Origin of the sequence: Streptomyces sp. NBC_00386 (genome assembly GCF_036063235.1) — a bacterium.
Lineage (GTDB): Bacteria > Actinomycetota > Actinomycetes > Streptomycetales > Streptomycetaceae > Streptomyces.
Genome location: NZ_CP107950.1, coordinates 5915318 through 5938028, shown reverse-complemented (window position 1 = coordinate 5938028; position 22711 = coordinate 5915318). Strand labels below are relative to the sequence as shown.

The window sequence follows — 22711 nt, the reverse complement described above, 5'->3', positions numbered from 1 at the left end:
GGAGTACCACTCGGGGTGGACCACCGGAAGTCTCGGGGTGGGTCACCAGGAGCGGGAAGCCACCCGGGACGGAAGCCGCCGGAGTGGAGTGGAGGGGGTGCCTACGCGGTCGCCGGGAGGGCGTGTCCGGGCGCCCTGGGGCGCGGCCGTCCGCTGGCGTCGGGATCGCGTTGCGGCAGGAAGGCCGTGCGGCGGTCGCGGTCGCGGATGGCCGTACGGACCCGGGTGGGCGGTACGACGGGCGCGCAGCGCGCCACGATGAGGGAGCAGGCCACGAAGGCGGACCCGGCCGCGGCCGTCGCGGCGACCGCGACGGTGGCGGTGAGGGTGCCCGTGTCGAGCAGGGCGACCTGAAGGAGCAGGAGCAGCAGTACGGCGGCGGGGCGGGCATCGGCCCAGGTCCGGGTCATCGACCGCTCCTCCTCTCGTACGTGGCGCACGTGTCTCGTACGCGGTGCGCGTGTCCCTCCGTTCGTTATACAGGATGGTTCTCGGCGGACCGCCCGGGTCCGGACGCGGCGTCCGCCACACCGTGCGGACCACGGTCCGTGTCGACCGGCTCCAGCAGCCGCCTCGGCCCGAGCAGGGCCCGGCTGACCGGATCCGCCGGGTCCCGGTCGAGTCCGGGGCCCGGCGTCATCTCCACGTCCGGGACGGGCACGACCACGGCGCAGCGGGGGCATTCGCCGTACGGGCCGAGTTCCGTGCCGCAGGCCGCGTGCCGGAAGTAGCGCAGCCTGCTCTCGCCGAAGTGCTCGCGGCCCCACAGGCCGAGCGATCGCAGCGTGGGCCACAGGGCGACACCGCGGTCGGTCAGGACGTACTCGTCACGCGGCGGCGACTCCTGATAGCGGCGCTTCTCGAGGATCCCCTCGGCGGTGAGCGCCTGGAGACGGGCCGCGAGCACGGCCCTCGGGATGCCGAGGTGCACGAGGAAGTCGTTGTAGCGCCGTACGCCGTAGAGCGCGTCGCGGATGACCAGAAGGGTCCAGCGTTCGCCGACGACCTCCAGCGCGCGGGCGATCGAGCACTCCTGTGTCGCGTAGTCCTTGCCCAGAGCCATGACCCCACTGTAGCCACTTTCCGACACCTAGGTTCATTGAACGAACCTAGGTGTTATCGTCTACGCAGACCCAAGGTTCAATGAACGAACCCACCGCACGGATCGACCCGACCGGCCCACCCGAACCCGACGAGGCCGGCCAACCCGCCCGATCGAACCGACTGAACCGACGACCCGCCCCAACCGACCCTCCCGAACCGACCGAACCGACCGAACCGACCCACGGAAGCGAAGACAGCCCATGACCCGGCTCGACCGGCCCGACACCAGCACGCGGCCCGCACACGCCACCGGCGTCTCTCCGGCCGCCCCGGCGAAAACCGCTCCGCGGGCCACCCCGACCCTCGCCCTCACCAGCGCCGCCACCGCCGTGGCCCTGATGACGTACACGGCCCCGATGGTCACGCTCCCCGACACCGCGGCCGCGCTGCACACCTCGGTCTCCGCCCAGGCCTGGCTGCTCAACGGCACCCCGCTGGGCCTGGCCGCGCTGCTCCTGGTCGCGGGCAGTCTCGCGGACGACTACGGACGCCGCCGGATCTTCCTCGCCGGCACCGTCGCCCTCGGCCTCACCACCGCCCTGGGCGCGCTCGCGGGCTCCACCTGGCTGTTCACCCTGACCCGCATAGCGCAGGGAGCGGCGAGCGCGGCGATCCTCGCGAGCAGCCTGGGCCTGATCGTGCACGCCTTCCCGACCCCGCACGGGCGGCTGCGGGCGACGGGGGTGTGGGGCGCGTTCGTCAGCGGCGGAATCGCTGCGGGCCCGCTCCTCGCGGGTGCCCTGGCAAGCTGGAACTGGCGGGTGGCGTACGCCGTCCTGGGCGCCGCCGCCCTGGCCGTCGCCCTCCTCGGAACCCGCGCCCTGACCGAGTCCCGCGCACCACGCGGCGGCCGGCCCGACCTCGCGGGGGCGCTGACCTTCGGCCTCGCGCTGGTGTCGCTGGTGGCGGCGCTGACGCTCGGCCGCGACGGCTGGCTGCGCGCGCCGGTGGGGCTGCCGGCAGCGGCGTTCCTCGTCCTGATGGCCGCGTTCGTCGCCGTCGAACGCCGCAGCGGGACTCCCATGATCGACCTCGGTCTGCTCCGGCACCGCCGCTTCCTCGTCTCGTCGGCGGGCGGGCTCTTCACGGGCCTCGCGGTGATCGGCCTGTTCAGCTTCCTGCCGGCGCTGCTCCAGCGGACGCTCGGGATGTCCGCCATGGACACGGCGTGGCTGTTCCTGCTGTGGTCCGGCCTCGCCTTCACGGTCGCCCTCCAGGCCCGCCGTCTCGCCGGCCGGGTCTCGCACCGCCATCAGCTCGCCCTCGGTTTCGCGCTGCACGCGGCCGGTGTCCTGACGATGCTCGGCGCGATCGGCTCCGGCTCCTGGCTCCGCCTGCTCCCGGGCTTCGTGCTCTCCGGGGTGGGCAGCGGCCTGCTGAACGCCGCGCTGCCCCTGCTGGCCGTCGAATCCGTGCCCGCGACCCGCGCCGCGATGGGCTCGGGGGCCCAGCAGACGTTCCGCTACATCGGTTCATGCGCCGGGGTCGCCCTCACGATCGCCCTGGTCACCACCACCGGCGGACCGGCGCACGGCGCGAACATCGCGATCGTCGTGTCGGCCGGGCTCGCCGCGCTGGCCGCGGCGAGCGTTCTGGTCCTGCGCGAGCGGGCATGACTCGGCCGTACCTGGCGGAACCCGCGTTCGGCGGTGACGAAGCCCGGCGGGCCTTACCGGTGAAGCCCGGCCGACGTGACCGGGGCGGAGCCCGTGTTCGTTAGCGGGGCCGCATGGAGGTGAGCTTCCCCCACACCGCCATGCGGTACCGGGAGGTGTAGTCGGGGGTGCACGTGGTGAGCGTGATGTAGTACCCGGGCTGTGTGTACCCGTACGACGGCCGGACGGTGCTGCGCGGCACCGGGCGGATCACCCCGACGTCCCGCGAGGAGGTCTGCGGAAGCGTCCGGTCGACGGTGTACGTGTAGACGGCGGCCTTCGTCTCCACGGTGATCGTGTCACCGCGCCGGAGCCTCGGGAGGTACCGGAACGGCTCCCCGTGCGTGTTCCGGTGTCCGGCGAGCGCGAAGTTTCCGGCCTGACCCGGCTGTTGAGTTCCCTTGTAGTGGCCGACGTAGCCCTTGTTGAGGACGCCCGCCTTGCTGACGCCCTCCGCGACCGGTACCCGCAGGGAGAGCCGCGGAATGCCGAGGACGGCGTAGGCCTGTGACCAACGGGGTTGCTTCTGGGCGCTGTCGCCACCCCCGGATCCGGACGAGGAGTGCCGCCCCGCCGGCTGTCCCGCGCCGCTCTTCCCGTCGTCGGCCTCGCCGCCCCCGGTCCCCCCGGCACCGGAAGCGGCGCTCGTGTCGGGGTCGGCGCTCCCGGGCGCCGGGGTCCCCCACTCCCGCTCCATCGCCTGCACCTTGCGCTCGGCGCCGTGCCGCGCCTGCCGGTTGGTCCACCACAGCTGGTGCGCGACCAGGAGGAGCAGCACCACTCCGACGGTGACGAGCACCTCGGCGCCGCTCCAGACCGCTCGCCGGTACGCGGCCCGCCGTCGCCGCGTGCCGTGGTGCACGATCCCCGGAGCCCGCATCCGTACGCCCCCTTCGCCGGGCGCACGATAGGCGTCGGCCCGTCAACTCTCCAGCCCCGCGCGGATCCTGTCTGTACAGGCACTCCTCCGGCACCCTTCGGCGCCCCCTGCCGAGGCTTCCTCCACCGGTTTTAGAAAGGGCTGTCACAACCCTCGACAACCTCAGGCGCCACACCCGATGCTTCCTGATGGCATCAGCGGAACGGGCAAGCGCCGGCGGGAACGCCCCGGCGACCGAGTTCGAAGTCGAGTCGACAGCTACGGCCAACTCCATTGCGATCAGCGTGAGTTGTGCCGAGACGGACGGAGAAGCCAGCCATGATCCGACGCAGAACACTTCTGGCCGCCGCGGGCGGTACGGTCCTCGGCGGCGCCCTGGCGACGGGCACGGCCCGCGCGGACGCGACGATCGCCGTCAACCCGGCCACGACGTACGGGAAATGGGAGGGGTGGGGAACCTCCCTGGCGTGGTGGGCCAACGTCTTCGGCGCCCGCGACGACTTCGCCGACCTCTTCTTCACCACCAAGTCGACGACGTACAACGGAACTTCGCGCCCGGGTCTCGGACTGACCATCGCCCGCTACAACCTGGGGGCGTGCAGCTGGAACACCGTGGGCGGCGAGACCATGACCGCCTCCGCCGGCATCCCCTCCTTCAAGCAGATCGAGGGCTACTGGCAGGACTGGAACAACGAGGACCCGACGTCCTCGGCCTGGAAGTGGACGGCGGACGCCACCCAGCGCGCCGCTCTCACCAAGGCGACGGCGCGCGGCGCGACGAGTGAGCTGTTCGCCAACTCCCCCATGTGGTGGATGTGCCTGAACCACAACCCGTCGGGCGCGTCCGGCGGCGGCAACAACCTCCAGTCCTGGAACTACCGCCAGCACGCCTCCCACCTCGCGGCGGTCGCCCTCTACGCGAAGACGAACTGGGGCGTGAACTTCGCCACCGTGGAGGCGTTCAACGAGCCCTCCTCCAGCTGGTGGACGTCCACCGGCACCCAGGAGGGCTGCCACATGGACGCCTCCGTCCAGTCGGCCGTACTTCCCTACCTCCGCAGCGAGTTGAACGCACGGGGCCTCACGTCCACCAGGATCTCCGCGTCGGACGAGACGAGCTACGACCTGGCCCGTACGACGTGGAGCTCCTTCAGTTCGACGACCAAGGCCCTGGTCAACCGGGTCAACGTGCACGGGTACCAGGGTTCGGGCGGCCGCCGGGACCTTCTCTACACGGATGCCGTGACGTCGTCCGGCAAAGCCCTGTGGAACTCCGAGTACGGCGACGGGGACGGCACCGGCCTGACCCTGGCGAGCAACCTCCTCCTCGACTTCCGCTGGCTGCACCCGACCGCCTGGGTCTACTGGCAGGTGATGGACCCGACGGCGGGCTGGGGCATGATCAAGTACGACGCGAGCACCCTGACGGCCGGCGCGGTCGAGACGAAGCTCTACGTGATGGCCCAGTTCAGCCGCCACATCCGCCCGGGCATGACGATCGTGGACACGGGCGTGGACTACGCGGTGGCGGCGTACGACGCGACGGCGAAGCGCCTGGTGATCGTCGCGGCGAACAAGGCGACGTCGGCCCAGACCTTGACCTTCGACCTCTCCCGCTTCACCACGGTCTCCGGCGGCACGGGCGGCCTGGTCCCCCGCTGGAACACCCTGACGTCCGGCGGCGGCGACCTCTACACCGCCCACTCGGACACCTACCTCGGCGGCAAGTCCCTGGCGGTGCCGTTCGCGGCGGGGGCGGTGCAGACGCTGCAGGTGGACGGGGTCGTGGCGTGAGGCGGGGCTGAGGGCCTCGGCGGCCGGGCCGCGGTGGCCCGGCCGCGGTGGCCCGGCCGCGGACGGCCTACCGCCACCCGGGCGACGCGTCGAAGCGACGAACACAACGTGAAATATGCCATCGGGGACTCCCGCGTCTCTGGCCAGCAGGTCTCTCTCCTTGGTGGCCCGGCGGCAGTACGGTGTCCCCCATGCGCCCCGACACGCCTGCCGAGAACGTCGACCACACCGCCGAAGCGGCTCGCCTGGAGCGGACCGCCGGCCTGTACCCGGAGGACGCCGAGCACCTGCTCCTGCAGGCCGCGGCTCACCTCGAACTGGCCGGCGACCGCCCCGGCGCCACCACCCTCTACGACCGCCTGCTCGCCTCGGACACTCCCCTGGAGAAGCCGTATCTGGTCCGCGCCCTCAAGGCGTCGAACCTGTGGGAGTACGACCACGAGGCCGAGGCCCGCGCGATCATCGACGGAGTCCGGGCGGCGGCGCCCCGCGACCCGGCTCCCTGGGTGATCGTGGCGGAGGCCCTGGAGTCGCACGACGAACTGGAGGCGGCACAGGACACCTTCACCGAGGGAACGACCCTGCTCCTGACGGACGTACCGGAACCCCCCTACTCCACGCTCCCCCTCCTCTTCGGCCGTCACCGCGTGCGCCGCATGCTGGGCGCGGCGCACGACGAGTGGGACGCCCTGGCCGACACCCTGCACTCGTCCCCGATCTCCCTGGACGAACTCCACGACCCGAAGCGCGTCTGGTCCCTCGGCTCGGACAACCCGGCGGAACTCCAGGCCGAGATCAGCCGCCTCCAGGCCGAACTGGGCACCTACCGCGAGGCCTTGTCGCGCCCCTTCCCGGTGGCGGTCCTGCACTGGTCGGCCCCCGAACTCACGGAACTGACCACCGCGTACCCGGACCTCACCGCCGAGTACCCGTCCCACGACGAGCACCTCGCGACGATAGAGGCGTCCCTGCGCGAACTGGCCGGCTCCGGCACCCCGAACCTCGGCATCGTCACCGCCACGGTCCCCTCCTACGAGGCCTTCGCCGCCTCGGAGGCCTCCTCCCCCTCGGACACGACCCTGCTCCCCCAGTACGCGACGACTCTGGCCGCCCGGGGCCTGGCGGTGGCATGGCCGCCGCAGCGGACGAGCGAGTGCTGGTGCGGGTCGGGGGTCACTTATGGGGAGTGCCACGGGGCATAGGAACGCTTCGCGTCGACCCAATGATGCGGCCCCAGAAACTACGACGCTGGACCGAGGATCAGTGACAACGGTGGAAACCACACCCGAGACTCGCGCACGTATGAGCCGGCAGCGCAGCCGGGACACCGAGGTGGAGATGGTGTTGCGGCGGGCGCTGCACGCTGCCGGACTGCGGTATCGAGTGCACCGCCGCCCCATCAAGGGGGTACGCCGAGAAGCCGACATCGTGTTCGGGCCCGCCAAGGTGGCGGTGTTCGTGGACGGTTGCTTCTGGCACGGGTGTCCGGAGCACGCGACCTGGCCCAAGCGCAACAGCGACTTCTGGCGGACGAAGATCGAAGGGAATCGACGACGGGACCTCGACACGGACGCGCGTCTGGCGGCCATAGGGTGGCTGGCGGTGCGAGTCTGGGAGCACGAGGAACCGCTCAGGGCGGCGGACCGGGTGCGGGGCATCGTGGAATCACGTCGGCCTCGCCCCGGGCACCCGTAGAACCCGGGGTACGACGGCCACGACGACACCCAGGGCGGCCGAATCGGCATGCACCACGCTTGTCGACTTACCGCCTTCAAAGCGACTGTTAATCTTGGCGTTCGGCTTCGCCGTCTGATTCAGTCCTGTCCCAGGAGGCACTCTCCACGATGCCTGCCCCCGTGCCGCCCGCCCCCGACGGGGAAACCTACAGCTCGTGGCTGAGGCGCCGACTCGAACACCTCTCCATGTCCCAGACGGACCTGGCCACGATGGTCGAGAGAACACCGGCCGCCGTATCGGCCTGGGTGAACGGGCGTTCCGAGCCACGCGGCGACCTCAAGGACATCATCTCGGGATTCCTCGACCCGGAGCGCACGGATCCGTCGCCCCGTGCCGACGGCCTCGCGGAGCAGACGCCCATGCCCATATCGATCAGTCACGAGCACACACCGAACCTCACGTCGTCCGTGCGCTGGCATCATCGTCCAGCGCACCACGACGGTGGCCGGGAGTACGGCAACGCGGCCGCGTTCGCCTTCGACGCCGATCTCTCGGTACTCGCCCGGGAGGCGACCCAGAACTCGTTGGACGAGCGCAGGGACGACCAGGCTCCCGTCCGCGTCCACTACACACTGCACGAGCTGGACGGGACCCACCTCGACGACTTCCTCACGGCCCTTCGTTGGGAAGAGGTCCTCCCCCACTACGAGGAGGCCTGCCGGGGAGACCAGAAGGTCTCGCGCAGCCTGCGATCCGCGCTCGACGATCTCTCCCGGGAGCGTCGGCTCAGACTGCTGCGCGTCGACGACTACAACGCCTCGGGGCTGACAGGCCCCGAGTACGGCGACGGGCGGTTCGCGGCGGTCGTGCGTCGTCAGCTCGACAGCCACAAGCTCACCGGTGGCCGTGCGGGCGGTTCGTACGGACTGGGGAAGGCCACCCTCTGGGCGACCAGTCGGTTCGGCCTGGTCCTCATCAATTCGACGCTGTCCGAACCGTACGAGGGGCGGCAGGCCGGTCGGGTGATCGGTCGTCTGGACCTACCCTGGCACGAGGTGGGCGGCAATCCGTACGCGGGACCGGCATGGCTCGGGACCCCGGACACCGATCCCGAACACGAGGGAGTCTCGCGTTCCTGGTGGGCCGACCACGACACGCTGCGCGGCCTTCATCTCGACCGCGGCGCCGAGGAGCCCGGCACCTCCTTCCTCGTCGTCGGGGCGCACGACGCCTCCGGCGACGCCGAATCCCTGGAGGACATGCACGACAAGCTCCTGCGGTCGCTCGCGGACGGTTTCTGGGCCGCGATGGTCGGTGGACGTTCGGCCGGCCCCTTGCTGGAGGTGAGCGTCACCACGCTTCGCAACGGGCAGGTGCACATCCCCGAGCAGCGTGTCGACCCACATGCGTACCACCCCGCGACCAGCAGAGCTCTTCAGGCCTACCTCGACGGAACCACGGTCGACGAACTGACCACGGCACACGAGGTCGTCCGAGCCGATGTTCCCTTGATCGTGACGCCGTTGAAGGGGCAGGGCCGGTCGCGCGACAAGGGGCGCGAACACCTGGCCGTCCTGCTCCTCACCCCGGCGGACGAGAACGACACTCAGGTCAACCGAGTGATCTGCATGCGGGGCAACCGCATGACGATCACCGCTCATCGTCCTCGCGAACTGCCCCTCGGGACAACCGGCTTCCAGGCCGTGCTACTGGCGGGCTACGCCACCGGTCGAGCCGACGAAGAGGTACGCCTGGCCGAGGCGTTCCTTCGCGCTTCCGAGCCGCCGGAGCACGATCGGTGGGACCGCACCGAGGAGTTGACCACTTCCTACGAGCGGGGTGCGCTGAGCCGCCTGAAGGAGTTCCGAGCGGACATCGACACGACGGTTCGTTCACTGTTGGGGAAGCGGCGCACGACCTCTTCCGTCGGTCCGGCGGTACTGCGGGAGTTGCTGAAACTGGAGGTGCCCGGCAGGGCCGCAGCCCGGCGAACGCAATCGTTCCCGACGGTGCGCGACGTCCAGGCCACCGTGGACGAACGCGGTGCCTGGCATGTGACCGTACGTCTGCGTCTACCAGAGGCCGACGACCCCTGGGTGCTGGCGCCCGTCGCGAAGTTCGACGTGCGTTCCGGTGGTCGTCCCTCGGTGAAGTGGGAACTGCTCGTCGGCTCGGAATCGTGTCGTGCGGAGAACGGAACGATCGTCGTGGAACCCGGAGTAAGGCTCGCCGAGTTCAGCGGTGTCACGGATCCCGACACCCACCCCGTGCGTGGCGCATACGCGCGGCTGGCGATCGACGTGCCCAAGGCCCGGGGAGGCGCGACGTGAAGGCGGTCTTTCCCTACCCGACGCTGCTGGGTGACGTGAGGTGCGAAATCGTCGCCGTGCGCGTGGACGGCAAGCCGCTGCCGTACACGAACGTCTCGAAGGACGAACGCGTCGTGGCCTTGCACCAGTCCGGGCGGGCCCGATGGGAGGAAGCCGTCCTCGACGTCTCCATACGTCTTCCGGAAGACGAGCTGGACACAGGCCCTTGGCGGAACGTGACCTGCGTGGCCGTGCTCGCCGAGAAGGCCACCAACACCAGGGTCACGGCTCCCCTGCGCCTCGGACCCGACGGAGCCCGCACCGGGTCGATCGTTCTGGCGCGTCCCTCGCATCTGCGGCGGGCAACGCTTTCCGCCCTCGTGGTCGCTACTGTGGACGGCATCGCGGGGCGGCTGATCGGCACCTGTGAGGAGGACTGGTACGTCGACCTCGTCGAGGCGACGCCCGTACGGCAGCGTGACATCGAGATCGTTCAGGTCGATTTCGCCGACGCCACCCACGACTGGCTGCGCCCGTACAAAGAGTCGCCGTGGGTCGTCGAGACCTCCGGGGAGATGCCGACCGTGTACCTCAACACCACCGCCGTCGAAGGTCTCGTCGAGCTGCTGTCCGCATCGGGAGGCAGCCCGGCCGAACGGATCGTGAGAGAAGTGACCGCGTCGCAAATCGCCCAGGACGCGTGGACGGCCATGTTCCACAGCGCGGTGAGCGACCTCGACGTGGACGAGGACGGAACCCCGGTCATGCCGAGCGGCTGGCGAGAGTCGGTCCTGCGCGCCATGCTTCCCGACGTTCTTCCGGGCCGACAGCTCACCGATGCCCTGTACGACATCAACGAGCGACGCACGCAAGGATTCGGTTGGTCCGAACTCCAGACCGGTATCCAGTTCGCCGCCGGACGGCGGGCACAAATCGGCAAGAAGCTGACGCTCGCGGTCCGTACGGCCGACCGCGCCGAAAGGAGTTCCAACTGATGTCGCGCCGCACGTCGTTCGATGTCCCTGAGGTTCTGGGGCTGCTCCCGGACGCGACCGTGGCGAAGCACCTGAGTCGCGGCATGCAGTCCGGGCAGGAGTTTCCGCCGCAGGTCGCGCTGCGCAAGGCGAGTACCACGCTCGGGGAGGGCGATGCGCGAGGGCGTTCCCAGCCGATCCGGGAGCTGCTCGAAGAGGCGATGGAACGCTTCGCGGACCGTCGGACCGAAGCGGACGGCTGGCTCGCTCCCCGCCTGCACGCCACGCTCCGTCTGACCCGCGCCGAAGCAGGGGACACTCGGCTGTGGAACCACCTGGCAATGCTGGTGGCTCCGGACTACGTGGTGTGGCGCCATAAAGGCAAGGAAATCGCGGAGGGTTCGCGTTTCTCGGGCCCGCACCACACCCAGTGCTTCGCCCGTCTGTGGTGGGCGGCGGAGCTGTTCCGCGACGGTCGGGACTACACGCCGGTCACACTGGCCTGCAGTATCCAGGACGTCCTCAATACCACGCTGCGACTGGACGTCGTCGACCACCGTCCCACCGCGCAGGCCTTCCTGCGGGTTCTCGCCGGTCTCGTGGCGGCCGGTACGCCGCGTCCGGGCGACCACGTCAACGCACTGTCGTCCGCGATCAACAGCGCGGCCAGCACGCTGGTCTACGACGTCCTCGCCCCGGACTCGCCGCCTTTGGTGGACGAACTTCAGGACTGGATCGCGGACGCCGCAACGGCGAAGGCAGCCCCCTGGGAACGGCTTCCGGACGGTCCCGACGACGGCCGAGTGCTCCCGTCCTCCGTGGACGCGCTGTTCCCACTCTTCGAGCAGTTGCGAGCCGAAGCCCCGGTGCGCCGCCGCGGTCGTACGGCGGACGGCACCGGCGCGCCACTGGAGGTTTCCGAGGTTCCGGTCCAGCGGACCGGCGTGAGTCTGGACAAGGTCCTTCCCCCCGGAATGGGGTAGCGCCGGCGGCGTGATCAGACGCGAGCGGGGAGCGCCGCCAGGGCGTCGACCGGAACGGCGGCTTCTCGCGCACGCGCGTTCGGCAGCCGCTGCTCGTGTGGCTCGATCGGGGCGTCTTCCCGCCGAGAAGGTTGCCAGGCCAGGAGTTTCTCCCAGACGGCTTCGTCCGGTGCGCCCAGGCCCAGGGCCGCGCACAGGATGTGGACGCCAAAACGCGGAGGCACCGCGTTACCGATCTGCTGGGCTTGATCGTTGCCGCTCCACGGATAGCCGTACGGGAAACTCTGCAGGACACCGGCTTCGGGGATGCTCAAACGGCGCATCTCCGTCTCGTGCGCGTCCGTGCTGACGATGCGATTGCGCGCCCATTTGCCGGTGATCGTCGCGGAGGGCAGGTCGGAGTCGCGTCGGCCGCGCGCTTTGGGGTCGCCACCGCTGCCGTAGTTCGACACGACGCGGAAGGGCGTGGGTCGACGACGAGCTTCGGGGAACCGCTCGTAGACGGCCGCCATGGCGCTTTCCATCGACACCCATTGGTCGAACAGGCCGTCGGCCGGAGCCACTCCCTTGCGGTATAGCTGATGGGTCGGCGCCGGCATCCGCACCGGCTCGTCGCTCCGTCGAGCGACGAGGACGGCCCGGCGGCGGGTCTGCGGAACCCCGTACTGCTCCGTGTGGAAGACCTTGGCGGCGGTCTGGTAGCCGACGCTGCGCAGGACGCGTTCGTAAGCGTGCCACACCTCGATCACGGCGGGGACCTGCTCCAGAATCACGACCTCGAACGGCACAGGCTTGTCTCCGCCGTCCCGGGGACGCAGCAGCGCCTGGAAGATCCAACGAAGCGGCTGCAGGACCAGACCGGTGCGGACGTCCTTGAGATCGTCGAGCGCCTTCTGGATGTCGTCCCAGGTCTCGCCTTCCTCACCGGCGGACTCTCGCTCGTACCACGCATGGGTCCGGTCGATGAAGCCGAGCACTTCGTCGAGGGCTTTGCGGCCCGTGCCGCTGCCCGCGATGGAGAAGGTCTGGCAGGGCGGCCCGCCGGCAAGCACGTTGGCCTCGCGAAACGGCTCGTCCCCGGGTCCAAAGTCACGTACGTCGCCGTGCACCGTAGGGAGGTTCGCGGCATTGCGGGTCTCGACCGCGTCCGCGTCCCACTCGATGCCGATCGACGGAACACCCAGCACCTCGGCCGCCACATCCAGACCACCAGGTCCGGCAAAAAGGTCAACAACGGCAAATGGTGATTTTCGTTGCTGATGAGGCGGCGTTCCAGTCATGGTGCGGAAGTCTATCGTCGATCAGAGGGTCGAAGCGGGGTGACGGAACGGGCGCCCACTCCCGGGTCACCGACCGTGGTCAAGGCGTCGTACATCGCCGCGCCGAGCGCGTGGGCCAGGGGCGGTGGTGTGGCGTTCGCGACTTGGCGGTAGCGCTTCGTCTTGTAGCCGGCGATCGTCCACTCGGGCGGGAAGCCCTGCAGCAAGGCGACCTGCTGCACGGTGAGGGGAACGAGACCGTAGCGCCCCAGGTTCGGATCGAGCACGAAGTCGGTGTCCGGGACGGCGTCGGCGATGGTGCCTCCGTCCACACCCAGCCGCGCCCACTTCCGTTTGGCACCGGTGGGTCCAAGGTCGGCGCCTCCCCGCTCCCAGGACCCTCCGACGACCGTCGGAGCGATCTCGTCGGCGAGCTCCGCCCAGGCGTCGACTCCGTTCCACCCACCGGAACCCATGGTCTCGCGCAACGCCTCCCCCAGGGTCGGAGGCGGTGAAAGCAAAGGCTCGGGCCAGGCGAACCGGTCGATCAGGTCGTCCTGGAAAGCGACGAGCAGACCGACCTCCCGGTTCTGCGGAACACCATGATGCGCGGCGTTCATCACACGCCAGTGGAGCCGATAGCCGAGGTGATCCAGTTCGTCGGCCACGAAGGCACGGATCTCGTCGTATGCGTCCTTGCGGACCAGGTCCGGCACGTTCTCCAGCATGACCGCTCGAGGCTGGACGGCGTGGATCATGTCCACGGCGGCGCGCAGGACGGCCAACTCCTGGTCGTCGCCGCGGGCGCGCCCCGCAGTCGCCGACGACTTCACCCGTGGCAGGCCCCCGGATAGGAGATCGACGTCGTAGACGTGGCGCGCGGTGTCGGGATCGAATGTCAGAAGGTCGACCTCTCTGACGTCCCAAGCCGGCCGGTTGAGGCGGAGAGTCTCACACGACACGTCCCGATTGTCGATCAAAAGGACGGGATCGAACCCGGCCCGCTCCAAGCCCAGGGCGAGTCCTCCGGCGCCGGCACAGATCTCGAATGACGTGAGGCGAGTCGACAGCACCCCGGCGTCTCGGCTCTCCGCTGCCACGTTGTTCTCCCTGCCCATCGCGCTGACGCTCCCGCTGCCGTCCTCGATGAGGGCCGCCCGGGCGAGAGGTGTCCGGGCGGCCGGAGGTCACGAGGAACGAGCCTAGCGATCGGCCGGGCGCGGTGAGCCGAATCAGTCGGCGTCGATGATCGCCTGGTCCTCCTTGGCCGAATCGACGGTGGTGAAGCGCACCACCCGGCCGTCCGAGCGGCGCGCGGTCGCGGGCGCCACGAAGGAGAACGTCATGACGACCTTCTCGGGGGCGAGGTTGCCGTCGGCGTCGATGTCGGCGCGGTGGGCGCGCTCCACCACGGGATAGACGATCACGACACCCGTCCGTGGCCCGACCAAGGCCTCGGTGGCGGGGTTGCCCGGGTCGGCCAGGGATCCCGCCATACGCAGCGGGACCGCGCGATGCTTCGGTTCGCTGATGGCGCCGAACAGCGGGCCCCGCCTGCGTTCACGGCCGAACCAGGAGAAGGCACCCGGCCTTCCTCCGAGACTCAGTCGCTGCCCGGCCTGCGCGTGCTGCGGGGCGAGGACGACCCAGTCGTCCACGTCCGGCGCGGGCCCCTCCGTGATGGCCGTCAGATAGGCCCGATGTGGTGCGAACTGCGTGGGCGTCACCCAACGAACGTCACGGGCGAGACCGAGGAATTCATCCGGGGTCAGTCGACCGACGAGCGCGTCGAAGTGATGTGTGACAGCGCTGCGCGACCCCTCGGCCGGGAAGTGGTACGAGAACGTCGTCGGTTCGTTCGACAATCGCGCCAGCACAGGCAGCCACAGTGCGGTGTTGTGCCGAAGGTCCGCGACCTTGGTCGGATAGGCGGTGGGCTCCTGCCACTGTCCCGGCGAACGGATTTCGACAAGGCGGGCGTTGTACATCTTGTCCGGGCTCGTGGGCTTCAGCCACGGCAGGTGTTGGGAGACCAATGGCGGCACCTGCGCGGGAGTCACCTGAGGCTTCCCGTCGACCATCGTCGCGTACTGCTTCAGCTCTGCCCGGAAGTTTTCCTCGTCGAGGCAGATCGCTTCGAAGGCGGCGTAGAGGTCGATCTCCTTGGCCCCCATGGTTTCCGCCCGGCCGAGGAACAGCCTGACGAGATCGCGATAGCCCTCACGGAATCCGAACCAGCGGCCCATCTGCATGAGCGTGGAGGCATTCCCCGCGCGTCGTCGGAAATACGAGACGGTGAGGCCCTCGACCGTGAATCCGCGGGCGAGTTTCTGCCCACCGATGAGCATCTTCCAGATGGAGCGCTTGTCGAAGTCCGCCTCCCCTGTCTCCAGATCGGTGTCACTGTTGACCACCACGATCGGCTTGTCGTCACCCCCGATACGAGTGACGGCGGGACCCACGTAGGGGGCGAGCGCGTCGTAGGACGGCGGGACCGCGTGACCGTCCGCGCGAACAGCAGAGACAGGTGCGACGTCGGTGTCGAACAACTCCCGAAGACGGGCGTGCCCGGCAGGGCCCATGTAACCGCCGTTCCACCACAGACGGGTCGCTCGGACCAGCAGCTCGCGTTGTTCGGCGGTGCGCACCGACTCGTGGATGAGCATGGTGTGGTGCTGGAAGTACCGGTCGCCCAGTCCGCCCTCCTGTTCCCGGTACAGTTTCATGGCCGCCGTGAGGACGAACATGTCGATGGCTCTCTGCAGACACACGTCGTCGTCGCCGTTCTCCTCCTTGACGTTGATGTCCCGCACATGCGCGAGTTCGTTGGAGTTGGCGTAGGTGCGACCGTCCTCCGGGACGGGTGAGTCCAAGTCGTGGAAGTCCCGAGCGCCCATGTACCCGTCGGGCCGCGGCAGCGAGACGATGAAGTCCTTGGGAAAGATGTCCTGGGTGTCGCTGGGGTCGATGAAGACATTGGCGAACGGGGTCGCCGTGTAGCCGACGTACTGGGCTCGAGGCAGCATCCCCAGCAAATCGGAAATGGCCTTGTTGATTGCCGTACGCTCGGCGTCCGGCTTGGCGGGATTCGAGGTGTTCACAGACGCCTCATCCGACTCGTCGTCGATGATCAACACCGGGATCTCGGACAGCGGGGTCTTGATCTTTCCAAGATCCTTGACCAGCTTGCTCAGAACCGACTTGTTCTTCTTGACCACCATCAGCCGCGCGGAGGACCGATGGAGGTTGCGCGGGTCGAACAAGGGAAGCGCGGGCTCGTGCTTCTCGAACTCCAGGGCGGTGATGCCCTGGAGCAGGCTCTTGTAGTCGTCGTCTCTGGTGGTCAGGCGCACGATGTCGAATGCGCCGAGCGTCGACGGCAAGGCTCCGAACGTCGCGAACCTGCCCTGACTCCAGGCAGGGTCGGTCGCGTAGTCGGACTCGAATTCGCTCGCCCCGCGCAGGATGTTCTCACGCCCGACGAGTTCCATGTCGATGCGTCGCTGGGTTTGGGCGCGCAGCATGTTCAGAGTGCCACCGAGGACGATGACCAAGCGGTAACCGGCGTCCACCGCCTTGGCGATGACGCCGGCGAAGTTGGCGGTCTTGCCGGACTGCACGTACCCGACAACCAGCCCCTTGGACTGGTAGGGCAGGGCCTGTGTCGGGTCCGCGAGTCGCTCCACCACCGCGTCGGTGGCGACATCGAGACCGGCAACGGCCTCCGCCTTCCAGCTCTTGCTCTCCAGGTACTTGCGATAGGAGGGCCAGTACCAGGTCCGGCCCTGCTGCGATTGCGGCGTGTACCAGGGAACGAATTCGTCCGTGATGACGACCGGCCCCTCCGCCTTGGAGACGGGTACCAGATCGTCGAGCAGTTTCCGCGTTTCCTCGGACAGGCTCAACAGCGTGTAGACCGCACGACGTCGGTCCTCGGTACGCTCCACTGTTGCGGACCACTCCGGGGAGGACACGAAATCCCAGTCGGTGAGCTGCTTGCGCCAGACCTCGACCAGCCGATCGGTGGAGCGGGCAGACTCCAGAGCTTCCCGGAAGCACCGCTCGTTCGCGAGGCCCTCCGCTTCGGGCGTCAGATCCTCGGCCTGGTAGACGAGAGCTCGGACCAGCTTCTTCGGACGACTGGTTCGCATGTCGGACAGAGCCGCGTTGTGCAGTTGCAGCAGAAGGTCGATGGGAGCGCTGCTGGTCATGATCTTCCTTGTGTTCCGAACGGGTGGGCGGTGACTCCGAGCCCGAGAGTGGTCAGAGGAGGCCGAGGTCGCTCAGGTCGACTGGCGGCGCGGCGGACGCAGGCAGTCCGGTGACGTCGACGACGTAGGTGACACGGGTGATGCGTCCGTCGTTGGCGGGAAGGTCGTCCTCCGTGAGACGCGGCATGGTCGAGGCCCGCATCACCAGAGGGCTGTCCCTCGGGGTCCAGCGCTCGTCGTCGGGCTGGTCGGGATCGTAGCCGGAGGCCGTGAGCCCTCGGTCCATTCGTCGCCCCAGGGCGATGTTCTCGGCCGCCGCCGCGTCTCGGGCGGCCTTGGCCGACTCACGCAACGTACGACCTGTCGCACCTCCGCGGGTGAGGCGCAGGGACGCGAACCACAGCGGTCGCCCGGCGGTCTCGGCGAGCTGCCCGAGCCCGTGAACCGTGTGCCGTCGCGCCTCGGACGCCGTGGTCTTGATCTCCAGGTCGACCTCAGAGAGCGCGAAGTCGTGTTCCTCGCCCTGTGGACCCACCCAGGCGTCCAGGGCCGTACCCCAGCCGTGGCTCTGCGCCAACCGCCCCAGAACGGCCAATTCGCCGTGCAGACCGAGACGACGCTCCAGCGACAATCCGCGTGGACGTCCCAGCAAAGCGCTCCAGGCGTGCACCGTCTCGTCGAAGGCGCGGTCGAAGGTCAGCCCGTCGCCGACCATGCGGTCCGCGACCGCCAACAGGAGGTCGTGGAAGTCTCGTACGAGATCCGCCTCCGTCGTGGCGAGACGTGCCATGCGGCGGCCTTCGTGCACGATCGGATCGATGCGAACGGCGGGCAACGGCGAGATGGGCGGACGATGAGTGCCCGCCAGCTCCACGTGCAGGGCGACGCCTCGACCACCACCCTGGATCTCATAGGAGACGAGCGGCCTGCCGACCTCCGACAGGCGATAGCTGGCGCCCAGACCGCGTCCGAGATAGTGCTCGACCGTGGTCCAGGGGAGCGCCGCCGAGGGAACGTGCGCGGCTGCGGGTACGCCGCCCAGAGCCCCGGACTCATTGACGCCGACGCCGGTCACGAGTCGGCCATCCGGTCCAGCTCGGCGCGGGCGGCGGCCACGAGGACCGACTGCCACAGCTCGATGTTGTCCTTGAGCCGGCTGCCTATACGTTCGCGTTGGAAGGCGTCCTGCATGAGGAGGTACATGAGGGCCTTCACCACAGGGGCGTCGTTCAGGGATCCCGCGCGTCCTCCGAGCAGAGCGGCACGATAGTGCTGGTTGAGCAGGAGCACCTTGTCTTCCTGATCGATCTCGAAGAACGTGTCGGTGGGAAGCTTCTGCCAGCGAAACTGCAGAGGGCCTTCGTGGGCGAGCATCGGCAGTTCCTCCTCCACGACCTGGCGCACCTGTGGATCCATGCCACGCCCCGGAGGGACGGCGGCCTTGCGCGCGATACCGGCGTGCCTGCGTACCTCCCGGTACACGCGTTCCGCGTCGACGAGATAGGCGGCGAACACACGCTCCTCGGCATCGGGGGCCGTGTCGAGCGAGTCGGCGAATTCGGGTGAGGCCTGCACTCCGTCCTTCTTGACCGTCAGGCGGAACACCTTGCCGTCGGGGTCGTCGGGCAGATCCACGGCCACCCGAGCCAGGGCCAAATGCTGCTCCGGTTGCCGGTAGTTGTTCCAACCGCCCGCTTGGACGAGTCGGTCGTTTCGGTAGAAATAGAAGCCCGCTCGCTCCAGAACCGTCCCGAACGCCTTGTACTCGTCGAGCGACGAGCGCGGCGGCCAGATATGGGACTCCATGAGGACAGGTCCCAGCCCGGGGATGTCCGCACTGAACGTGCGCGGATAGTCCGGATCGCCCGAGACGGGGTAGGCGAAGGGGTCGAGCGGCACCACCCCGTAGTTGGCATACTCGATCCCGGTCCTCACGTCTTGGACCGAAATGGTGATGTGGAAGTCGTTCCGAGCCAGAAAACGGTGAAGGTGCAATCCCAGATGCAGGCCGAGCTTGTTGACGGTGCGGTGCAGATAGCGGTCCGTCTGGCCGCCACCACCGTGCTGCGGGAAGTCCCTTACACCGTCCCAGCGAACGATGGTGCCTTGGAAGGCGATCGGACACCCTTGATAGAAGTCGATGAAATCCTGGGCGTACGTCGGGTCGATGATGTCGCACTCGAAACCGTGCTTGGCGCGCTCCATGAGCCACCGCCGCCCGACGGGGCGACTTCGCTTGGTTCGGCTCACCACGGTCACCGATTCCGCGTGACTGAGCGACGCGGACTTCAGACCGGTGCCGAACATGCCGAGGGCCTTGGCGTCGTATCCACGACGGCCACCCACCGTCATCGCCACGTCCAGTTCGCCCTCGTCCATACCCTTGCCGTCGTCGACGATCACGAGGCTGACGAGGCTGTCGCCGTCGCGCAGGAAATGGACCAGAACGTTCTCGGCTCCGGCATCGATGGAGTTGTCGATCAGGTCGGCGATGGCGGCCTCGAAGCCGTATCCCTGACTGCTGAGCGCTTCCATGTAGCGTCCGTCCGGTGGCAGGCGCTTGCTGCCTGCCGTGGGGATGTCGAACTGCCACTGACTGACCATGTCCTGCCTTTGCCGTGTCCACTCGATCGCGACCGAGATCGAGCATCATGATGCAACGCAGACAAAACGGTAGTCCATGCCTGAGGCAACGGTCTGCGAAAGGGCATCTTCGACCCGACGCCCTCCGCCTCCGCCTCGTGTACGTGATGTCCGCGAGAACTCATGGGCAGTGGAGGGCAGTCATCGAGCGTCCGACAGCACGTCCCCCATCAACGGATACCCGATGGTTCCGGCTGCCACGGCGACCGACTCGACCGGGGCCGACGGGTTGAGTGCGATGATCTGGGGCAGCCCGAGCGGACGCAGGTCGTAGATGTGGCGAAGTGCCTCGATGTCCACCGGCACCTCGTAGTAGTCCTCGGCGAACGCCTGGAACGCCTCCGGGGTCGGGGTGAGCAGGAGCTCGAAGAGCCAGGCCGAGCCGTCGGGGTCCGGGTGGTCGTCGGGGAAGGTGATCCGGCCCGTCTGCCAGGACGGGGCGCCCGTCTCGCGCCACAGGCACGCCGTCATCACAGGGCAGCCGTCCTCGTCCGTGAAGGCGGGCTCGTCGACGTAGCGGCGGAAAGCCTCGGGCACCGAGTCCAGCACTCCTGGCCAGGGCTCCGGCACGTCCTCGTGCCGGTACGGGCTCAAAGGGGACTCGTGGTCGAAGCCGCGGATGTATGCCCCGACGGGAGCGAAGACGCTGTCGAACTCGTCGCCCGAGCCGTTGCGCATGGAGGCCACCTGCTCGGTCTCGGACCACTCGGCGCTGTACGAGTAGAAGCGCTCGCCGTCCGGGTTCAGTATCGCCTCGGCCATGGCCATCGATCGGCAGAGATCCTTCAGGGAGTCGATGTCGGGCAGGGCGGCGGCGATGTCTCGGGCTGTCATACGGCCATCCAATCGAGTGCCACCGAGAGTCGGTTCGGGGCGGCCCCGGACCCGCGGTCCGGTGTCACCCCGCCCGCGGCCACCCGCGCGCCCGTCGGGCTCGGACCGGGGGTTAGCCTCGGAGAACGAACAAGGAGGCAGTAATGGCGAAGGTACCGGCCTCGATGGTGGCCGCCGCGGGGCTTGTCGGTGGGTACGGCGTCGCCCGGTGGACGAGGAAGCGGCAGCTCGGCGGGGTCGTGCTCGCCGCCGCCGGTGTCACCGCCGCGCGGCAGTGGAAGCAGGAGGCCGGCGGGGTGGCCGCCGGGGTGCTGACCGCCGGGTACGTCGCCGCGTTCGCCGGGTCGCATCCGCTGGCCAAGAAGGTGGGCGCCTGGCCCGCCGTCTTCGGTGTCGCCGGTGCCATGGCCCTCGCCTCCTGGGCCGTGGCCGACCGGCGCGCCTGAGCCGAGCGCCGGTCCCGGCTCAGACCCGGTCCACGGGCCGGGGCATCTCATACCCAGGGCCCCACGCACTGCGTCACGCCCAGGACCGGAGCCACGCCCAGTGCCGCCTCCCTGCCCAGGGTCACACCCATGCCCACGCTTCAGGAGGCCGGCTCCTCCACCCCCCGGAACGCCCGCCGATACGCGTACGGGCTCGTCCCCACCACCCGTTTGAAGCGGTCCCGGAAAGCCGTCGGGGAGCCGAAGCCCGCCTGGGACGCGATGCGTTCGACCGGGTACGTGGTCGTCTCCAGGAGGTACTGGGCGCGGCGCACCCGGGCCCGGTGCAGCCACTGGAGCGGTGTCGTGCCCGTCTGTTCGCGGAAGCGGCGGTTGAGGGTGCGGGTGCTCATGCCGGCGTGGACCGCGATGTCCTCCAGGGTCAGCTCCCGGTCGGCGTTCTCCTCCAGCCAGCCGAGCAGCGGCTCCATGGCCGTGCCCGCCGGTACCGGCGGCTGGGTGTGGACGATGAACTGGGCCTGGCCGCCCTCCCGTTCGAGGGGCATCACGGACATCCGGGCGGCGTGTGCGGCGACCGCCGAGCCGTGGTCCTTGCGGATCATGTGCAGGCACATGTCCAGCGCCGCCGACGCGCCCGCCGAGGTCAGGAACTGGCCGTTGTCGACGTAGAGCACGTTCGGGTCCACGGTCACCGCCGGGTGCCTGGCCGCCAGCTCCCCGGCCGCGACCCAGTGCGTGGTCGCGCGCAGTCCGTCCAGCAGGCCGGTGGCGGCGAGGACGAAGGCGCCGACGCAGATCGAGACGATCCGGGTGCCGTTCGCGGCCGCCGCGCGCAGCGCCTCCGCGACGCCCGGAGGGAGAGGTGCGGACGGGTCGGCGACGCCGGGCAGGACGATCGTGTCCGCGTCGGCCAGCGCCTCCAGGCCGTACGGGGCGCGCAGCGTGAACGCTCCCGCGCTCACCTCCGCGTCCGCCGTGGCCGAGCACACCCGGGTCCGGTAGGCCGGGCGGCCGTCGGGCAGCCGGGCCCAGCCGAAGGCGTCGATCGGGGCGGCGAGATCGAACGGGATGACCTGGTCGAGTGCCAGTACGGCCACGGTGTGCATGGCCAGAGCGTAGGCATACACCGGGTTCTCGTCATACCGGGTTCTCGTCATGCCAGGTTCTCGTCATGCCAGGTTCTCGTCATGCCGTACGCCGGGCTACGTAAGCCCGTGGCCGTGCGACCGCCGCACCCTCCCCCCGGGTGGGGCTGGCCGACAGGCTCTGGCCGGAATCCGTTGCCCCCTGGCAAAAGTGCCACTTCTCCATGATCCGCCCGCCCTCTACCGTCACCCCGTGACCAAGTTCCTCCTCGCCGTCCATGTCATCGCCGCGATCGTCGCCATCGGGCCCGTCACCGTCGCCGCGAGCATGTTCCCGCCGGCCGCGCGCAAGGTTCTCGAAGCGCCGGACGACCCGAGCGCCCTCGCCACCGCCCGGCTGCTGCACCGCATCTGCCAGGTGTACGCCGTGGCGGGCGTCGTCGTGCCCGTGTTCGGGTTCGCCACGGCGAGCGACATGGGTGTGCTCGGCGACACCTGGCTGATCGTCTCGATCGCGTTGACGGCGGCCGCGGCCGTGGTCCTCGCCGCACTGGTACTGCCCCGGCAGAGCGCGATCCTGGAGGGCGCCGGGAACGCGGGTGCTCAGCAGGGCGGCCGGGAGGCGGCCCTCCCCGAAGGCGTGCTCCAGGAGGGGACGCTCCGCGAGACGGCCGTGGACCGCGCGGCGACCGTCCGGCTCGCCATGTTCACCGGGATCTTCAACCTGCTGTGGGCCACCGTCACCGTCCTGATGATCATCCGGCCGGGGTCCACGACGGGCGCCTAGCCGATCGGCCCCGACGGCCGGCTCCCCCGTCCGCCTCACCCGGTCCGACACGTCGGCTCCCCTGACCGGA

Annotated in this window: 19 protein-coding genes; 9 read left to right on the top strand and 10 right to left on the bottom strand. The window is 69.3% G+C overall.

Going from position 1 to position 22711, the window contains the following annotated elements; genetic code table 11:
* Positions 1 to 101: 101 nt before the first annotated feature.
* Together OG780_RS26115 and OG780_RS26110 are read right to left on the bottom strand one after the other, a co-directional pair.
* Entirely contained in the window at positions 102 to 410 is a 309-nt protein-coding gene (locus OG780_RS26115) for a DUF6412 domain-containing protein (protein ID WP_328452070.1), read from the bottom strand.
* A 65-nt stretch (positions 411 to 475) separates the two neighbouring features.
* Positions 476 to 1063 (bottom strand): winged helix-turn-helix transcriptional regulator, encoded by a 588-nt coding sequence (locus OG780_RS26110; RefSeq protein WP_328452068.1) that lies wholly within the window; start codon positions 1061 to 1063, stop codon positions 476 to 478.
* 241 nt (positions 1064 to 1304) lie between these two features.
* Between OG780_RS26110 and OG780_RS26105 the strand changes: the two genes are divergently transcribed.
* Positions 1305 to 2720 (top strand): MFS transporter, encoded by a 1416-nt coding sequence (locus OG780_RS26105; protein ID WP_328452066.1) that lies wholly within the window; start codon positions 1305 to 1307, stop codon positions 2718 to 2720.
* Positions 2721 to 2820: 100 nt separating this feature from the next.
* Here OG780_RS26105 and OG780_RS26100 read toward each other — a convergent pair whose 3' ends face one another.
* The gene (locus OG780_RS26100; protein ID WP_328452064.1) at positions 2821 to 3639 is read right to left on the bottom strand and encodes a class E sortase; all 819 of its coding nucleotides are present in this window, start codon (positions 3637 to 3639) and stop codon (positions 2821 to 2823) included.
* Positions 3640 to 3957: 318 nt separating this feature from the next.
* Here OG780_RS26100 and OG780_RS26095 point away from each other — a divergent pair, with 318 nt between their 5' ends.
* From OG780_RS26095 to OG780_RS26070, 6 genes are all read left to right on the top strand, one after another.
* The gene (locus OG780_RS26095) at positions 3958 to 5433 is read left to right on the top strand and encodes a glycoside hydrolase (protein WP_328452062.1); all 1476 of its coding nucleotides are present in this window, start codon (positions 3958 to 3960) and stop codon (positions 5431 to 5433) included.
* A 191-nt stretch (positions 5434 to 5624) separates the two neighbouring features.
* Positions 5625 to 6635: an SEC-C domain-containing protein gene (locus tag OG780_RS26090; protein ID WP_328452060.1), complete on the top strand. Its 1011-nt coding sequence runs from the start codon at positions 5625 to 5627 to the stop codon at positions 6633 to 6635.
* Positions 6613 to 7128 carry a very short patch repair endonuclease gene (locus OG780_RS26085; RefSeq protein WP_443062209.1) on the top strand — a complete coding sequence of 172 codons (516 nt, stop codon included), beginning with the start codon at positions 6613 to 6615 and terminating at the stop codon, positions 7126 to 7128. Before OG780_RS26090 ends, OG780_RS26085 begins: the two co-directional genes overlap by 23 nt.
* Before the next feature lie 149 nt (positions 7129 to 7277).
* Positions 7278 to 9440, top strand: a complete 2163-nt coding sequence (locus OG780_RS26080; RefSeq protein WP_328452056.1) for a helix-turn-helix domain-containing protein — start codon at positions 7278 to 7280, stop codon at positions 9438 to 9440.
* The gene (locus OG780_RS26075) at positions 9437 to 10414 is read left to right on the top strand and encodes a hypothetical protein (protein ID WP_328452054.1); all 978 of its coding nucleotides are present in this window, start codon (positions 9437 to 9439) and stop codon (positions 10412 to 10414) included. The genes OG780_RS26080 and OG780_RS26075 overlap by 4 nt, the downstream gene beginning before the upstream one ends.
* Positions 10414 to 11376, top strand: coding sequence for a DUF6339 family protein (locus tag OG780_RS26070; protein WP_328452052.1), 963 nt, complete (start codon positions 10414 to 10416; stop codon positions 11374 to 11376). Before OG780_RS26075 ends, OG780_RS26070 begins: the two co-directional genes overlap by 1 nt.
* A gap of 14 nt (positions 11377 to 11390) precedes the next feature.
* Here OG780_RS26070 and OG780_RS26065 read toward each other — a convergent pair whose 3' ends face one another.
* From OG780_RS26065 to OG780_RS26040, 6 genes are all read right to left on the bottom strand, one after another.
* On the bottom strand, positions 11391 to 12656 hold the full coding sequence (locus OG780_RS26065; protein ID WP_328452050.1) for a DNA cytosine methyltransferase: 1266 nt from the start codon (positions 12654 to 12656) through the stop codon (positions 11391 to 11393).
* Positions 12657 to 12667: 11 nt separating this feature from the next.
* The gene (locus OG780_RS26060) at positions 12668 to 13753 is read right to left on the bottom strand and encodes a DNA cytosine methyltransferase (RefSeq protein ID WP_328452048.1); all 1086 of its coding nucleotides are present in this window, start codon (positions 13751 to 13753) and stop codon (positions 12668 to 12670) included.
* A gap of 114 nt (positions 13754 to 13867) precedes the next feature.
* Positions 13868 to 16846, bottom strand: coding sequence for a Z1 domain-containing protein (locus OG780_RS26055; protein WP_328452046.1), 2979 nt, complete (start codon positions 16844 to 16846; stop codon positions 13868 to 13870).
* Positions 16847 to 16898: 52 nt separating this feature from the next.
* Positions 16899 to 17921 carry a PD-(D/E)XK motif protein gene (locus OG780_RS26050; protein ID WP_328452044.1) on the bottom strand — a complete coding sequence of 341 codons (1023 nt, stop codon included), beginning with the start codon at positions 17919 to 17921 and terminating at the stop codon, positions 16899 to 16901.
* Positions 17918 to 19450, bottom strand: coding sequence for an ATP-binding protein (locus OG780_RS26045; protein WP_328452042.1), 1533 nt, complete (start codon positions 19448 to 19450; stop codon positions 17918 to 17920). The genes OG780_RS26050 and OG780_RS26045 overlap by 4 nt, the downstream gene beginning before the upstream one ends.
* A 180-nt stretch (positions 19451 to 19630) precedes the next feature.
* Positions 19631 to 20323 (bottom strand): hypothetical protein, encoded by a 693-nt coding sequence (locus tag OG780_RS26040; protein ID WP_328452040.1) that lies wholly within the window; start codon positions 20321 to 20323, stop codon positions 19631 to 19633.
* 143 nt (positions 20324 to 20466) lie between these two features.
* On the opposite strand from OG780_RS26040, the gene OG780_RS26035 reads away from it, so the two are divergent.
* Positions 20467 to 20769 carry a hypothetical protein gene (locus OG780_RS26035; protein ID WP_326787525.1) on the top strand — a complete coding sequence of 101 codons (303 nt, stop codon included), beginning with the start codon at positions 20467 to 20469 and terminating at the stop codon, positions 20767 to 20769.
* A gap of 140 nt (positions 20770 to 20909) precedes the next feature.
* Here OG780_RS26035 and OG780_RS26030 read toward each other — a convergent pair whose 3' ends face one another.
* Positions 20910 to 21875: a GlxA family transcriptional regulator gene (locus OG780_RS26030; protein WP_328458392.1), complete on the bottom strand. Its 966-nt coding sequence runs from the start codon at positions 21873 to 21875 to the stop codon at positions 20910 to 20912.
* Positions 21876 to 22107: 232 nt separating this feature from the next.
* Between OG780_RS26030 and OG780_RS26025 the strand changes: the two genes are divergently transcribed.
* Complete coding sequence (locus OG780_RS26025; RefSeq protein ID WP_328452037.1) at positions 22108 to 22641, top strand: hypothetical protein; 534 nt, start codon at positions 22108 to 22110, stop codon at positions 22639 to 22641.
* Positions 22642 to 22711 lie beyond the last annotated feature (70 nt).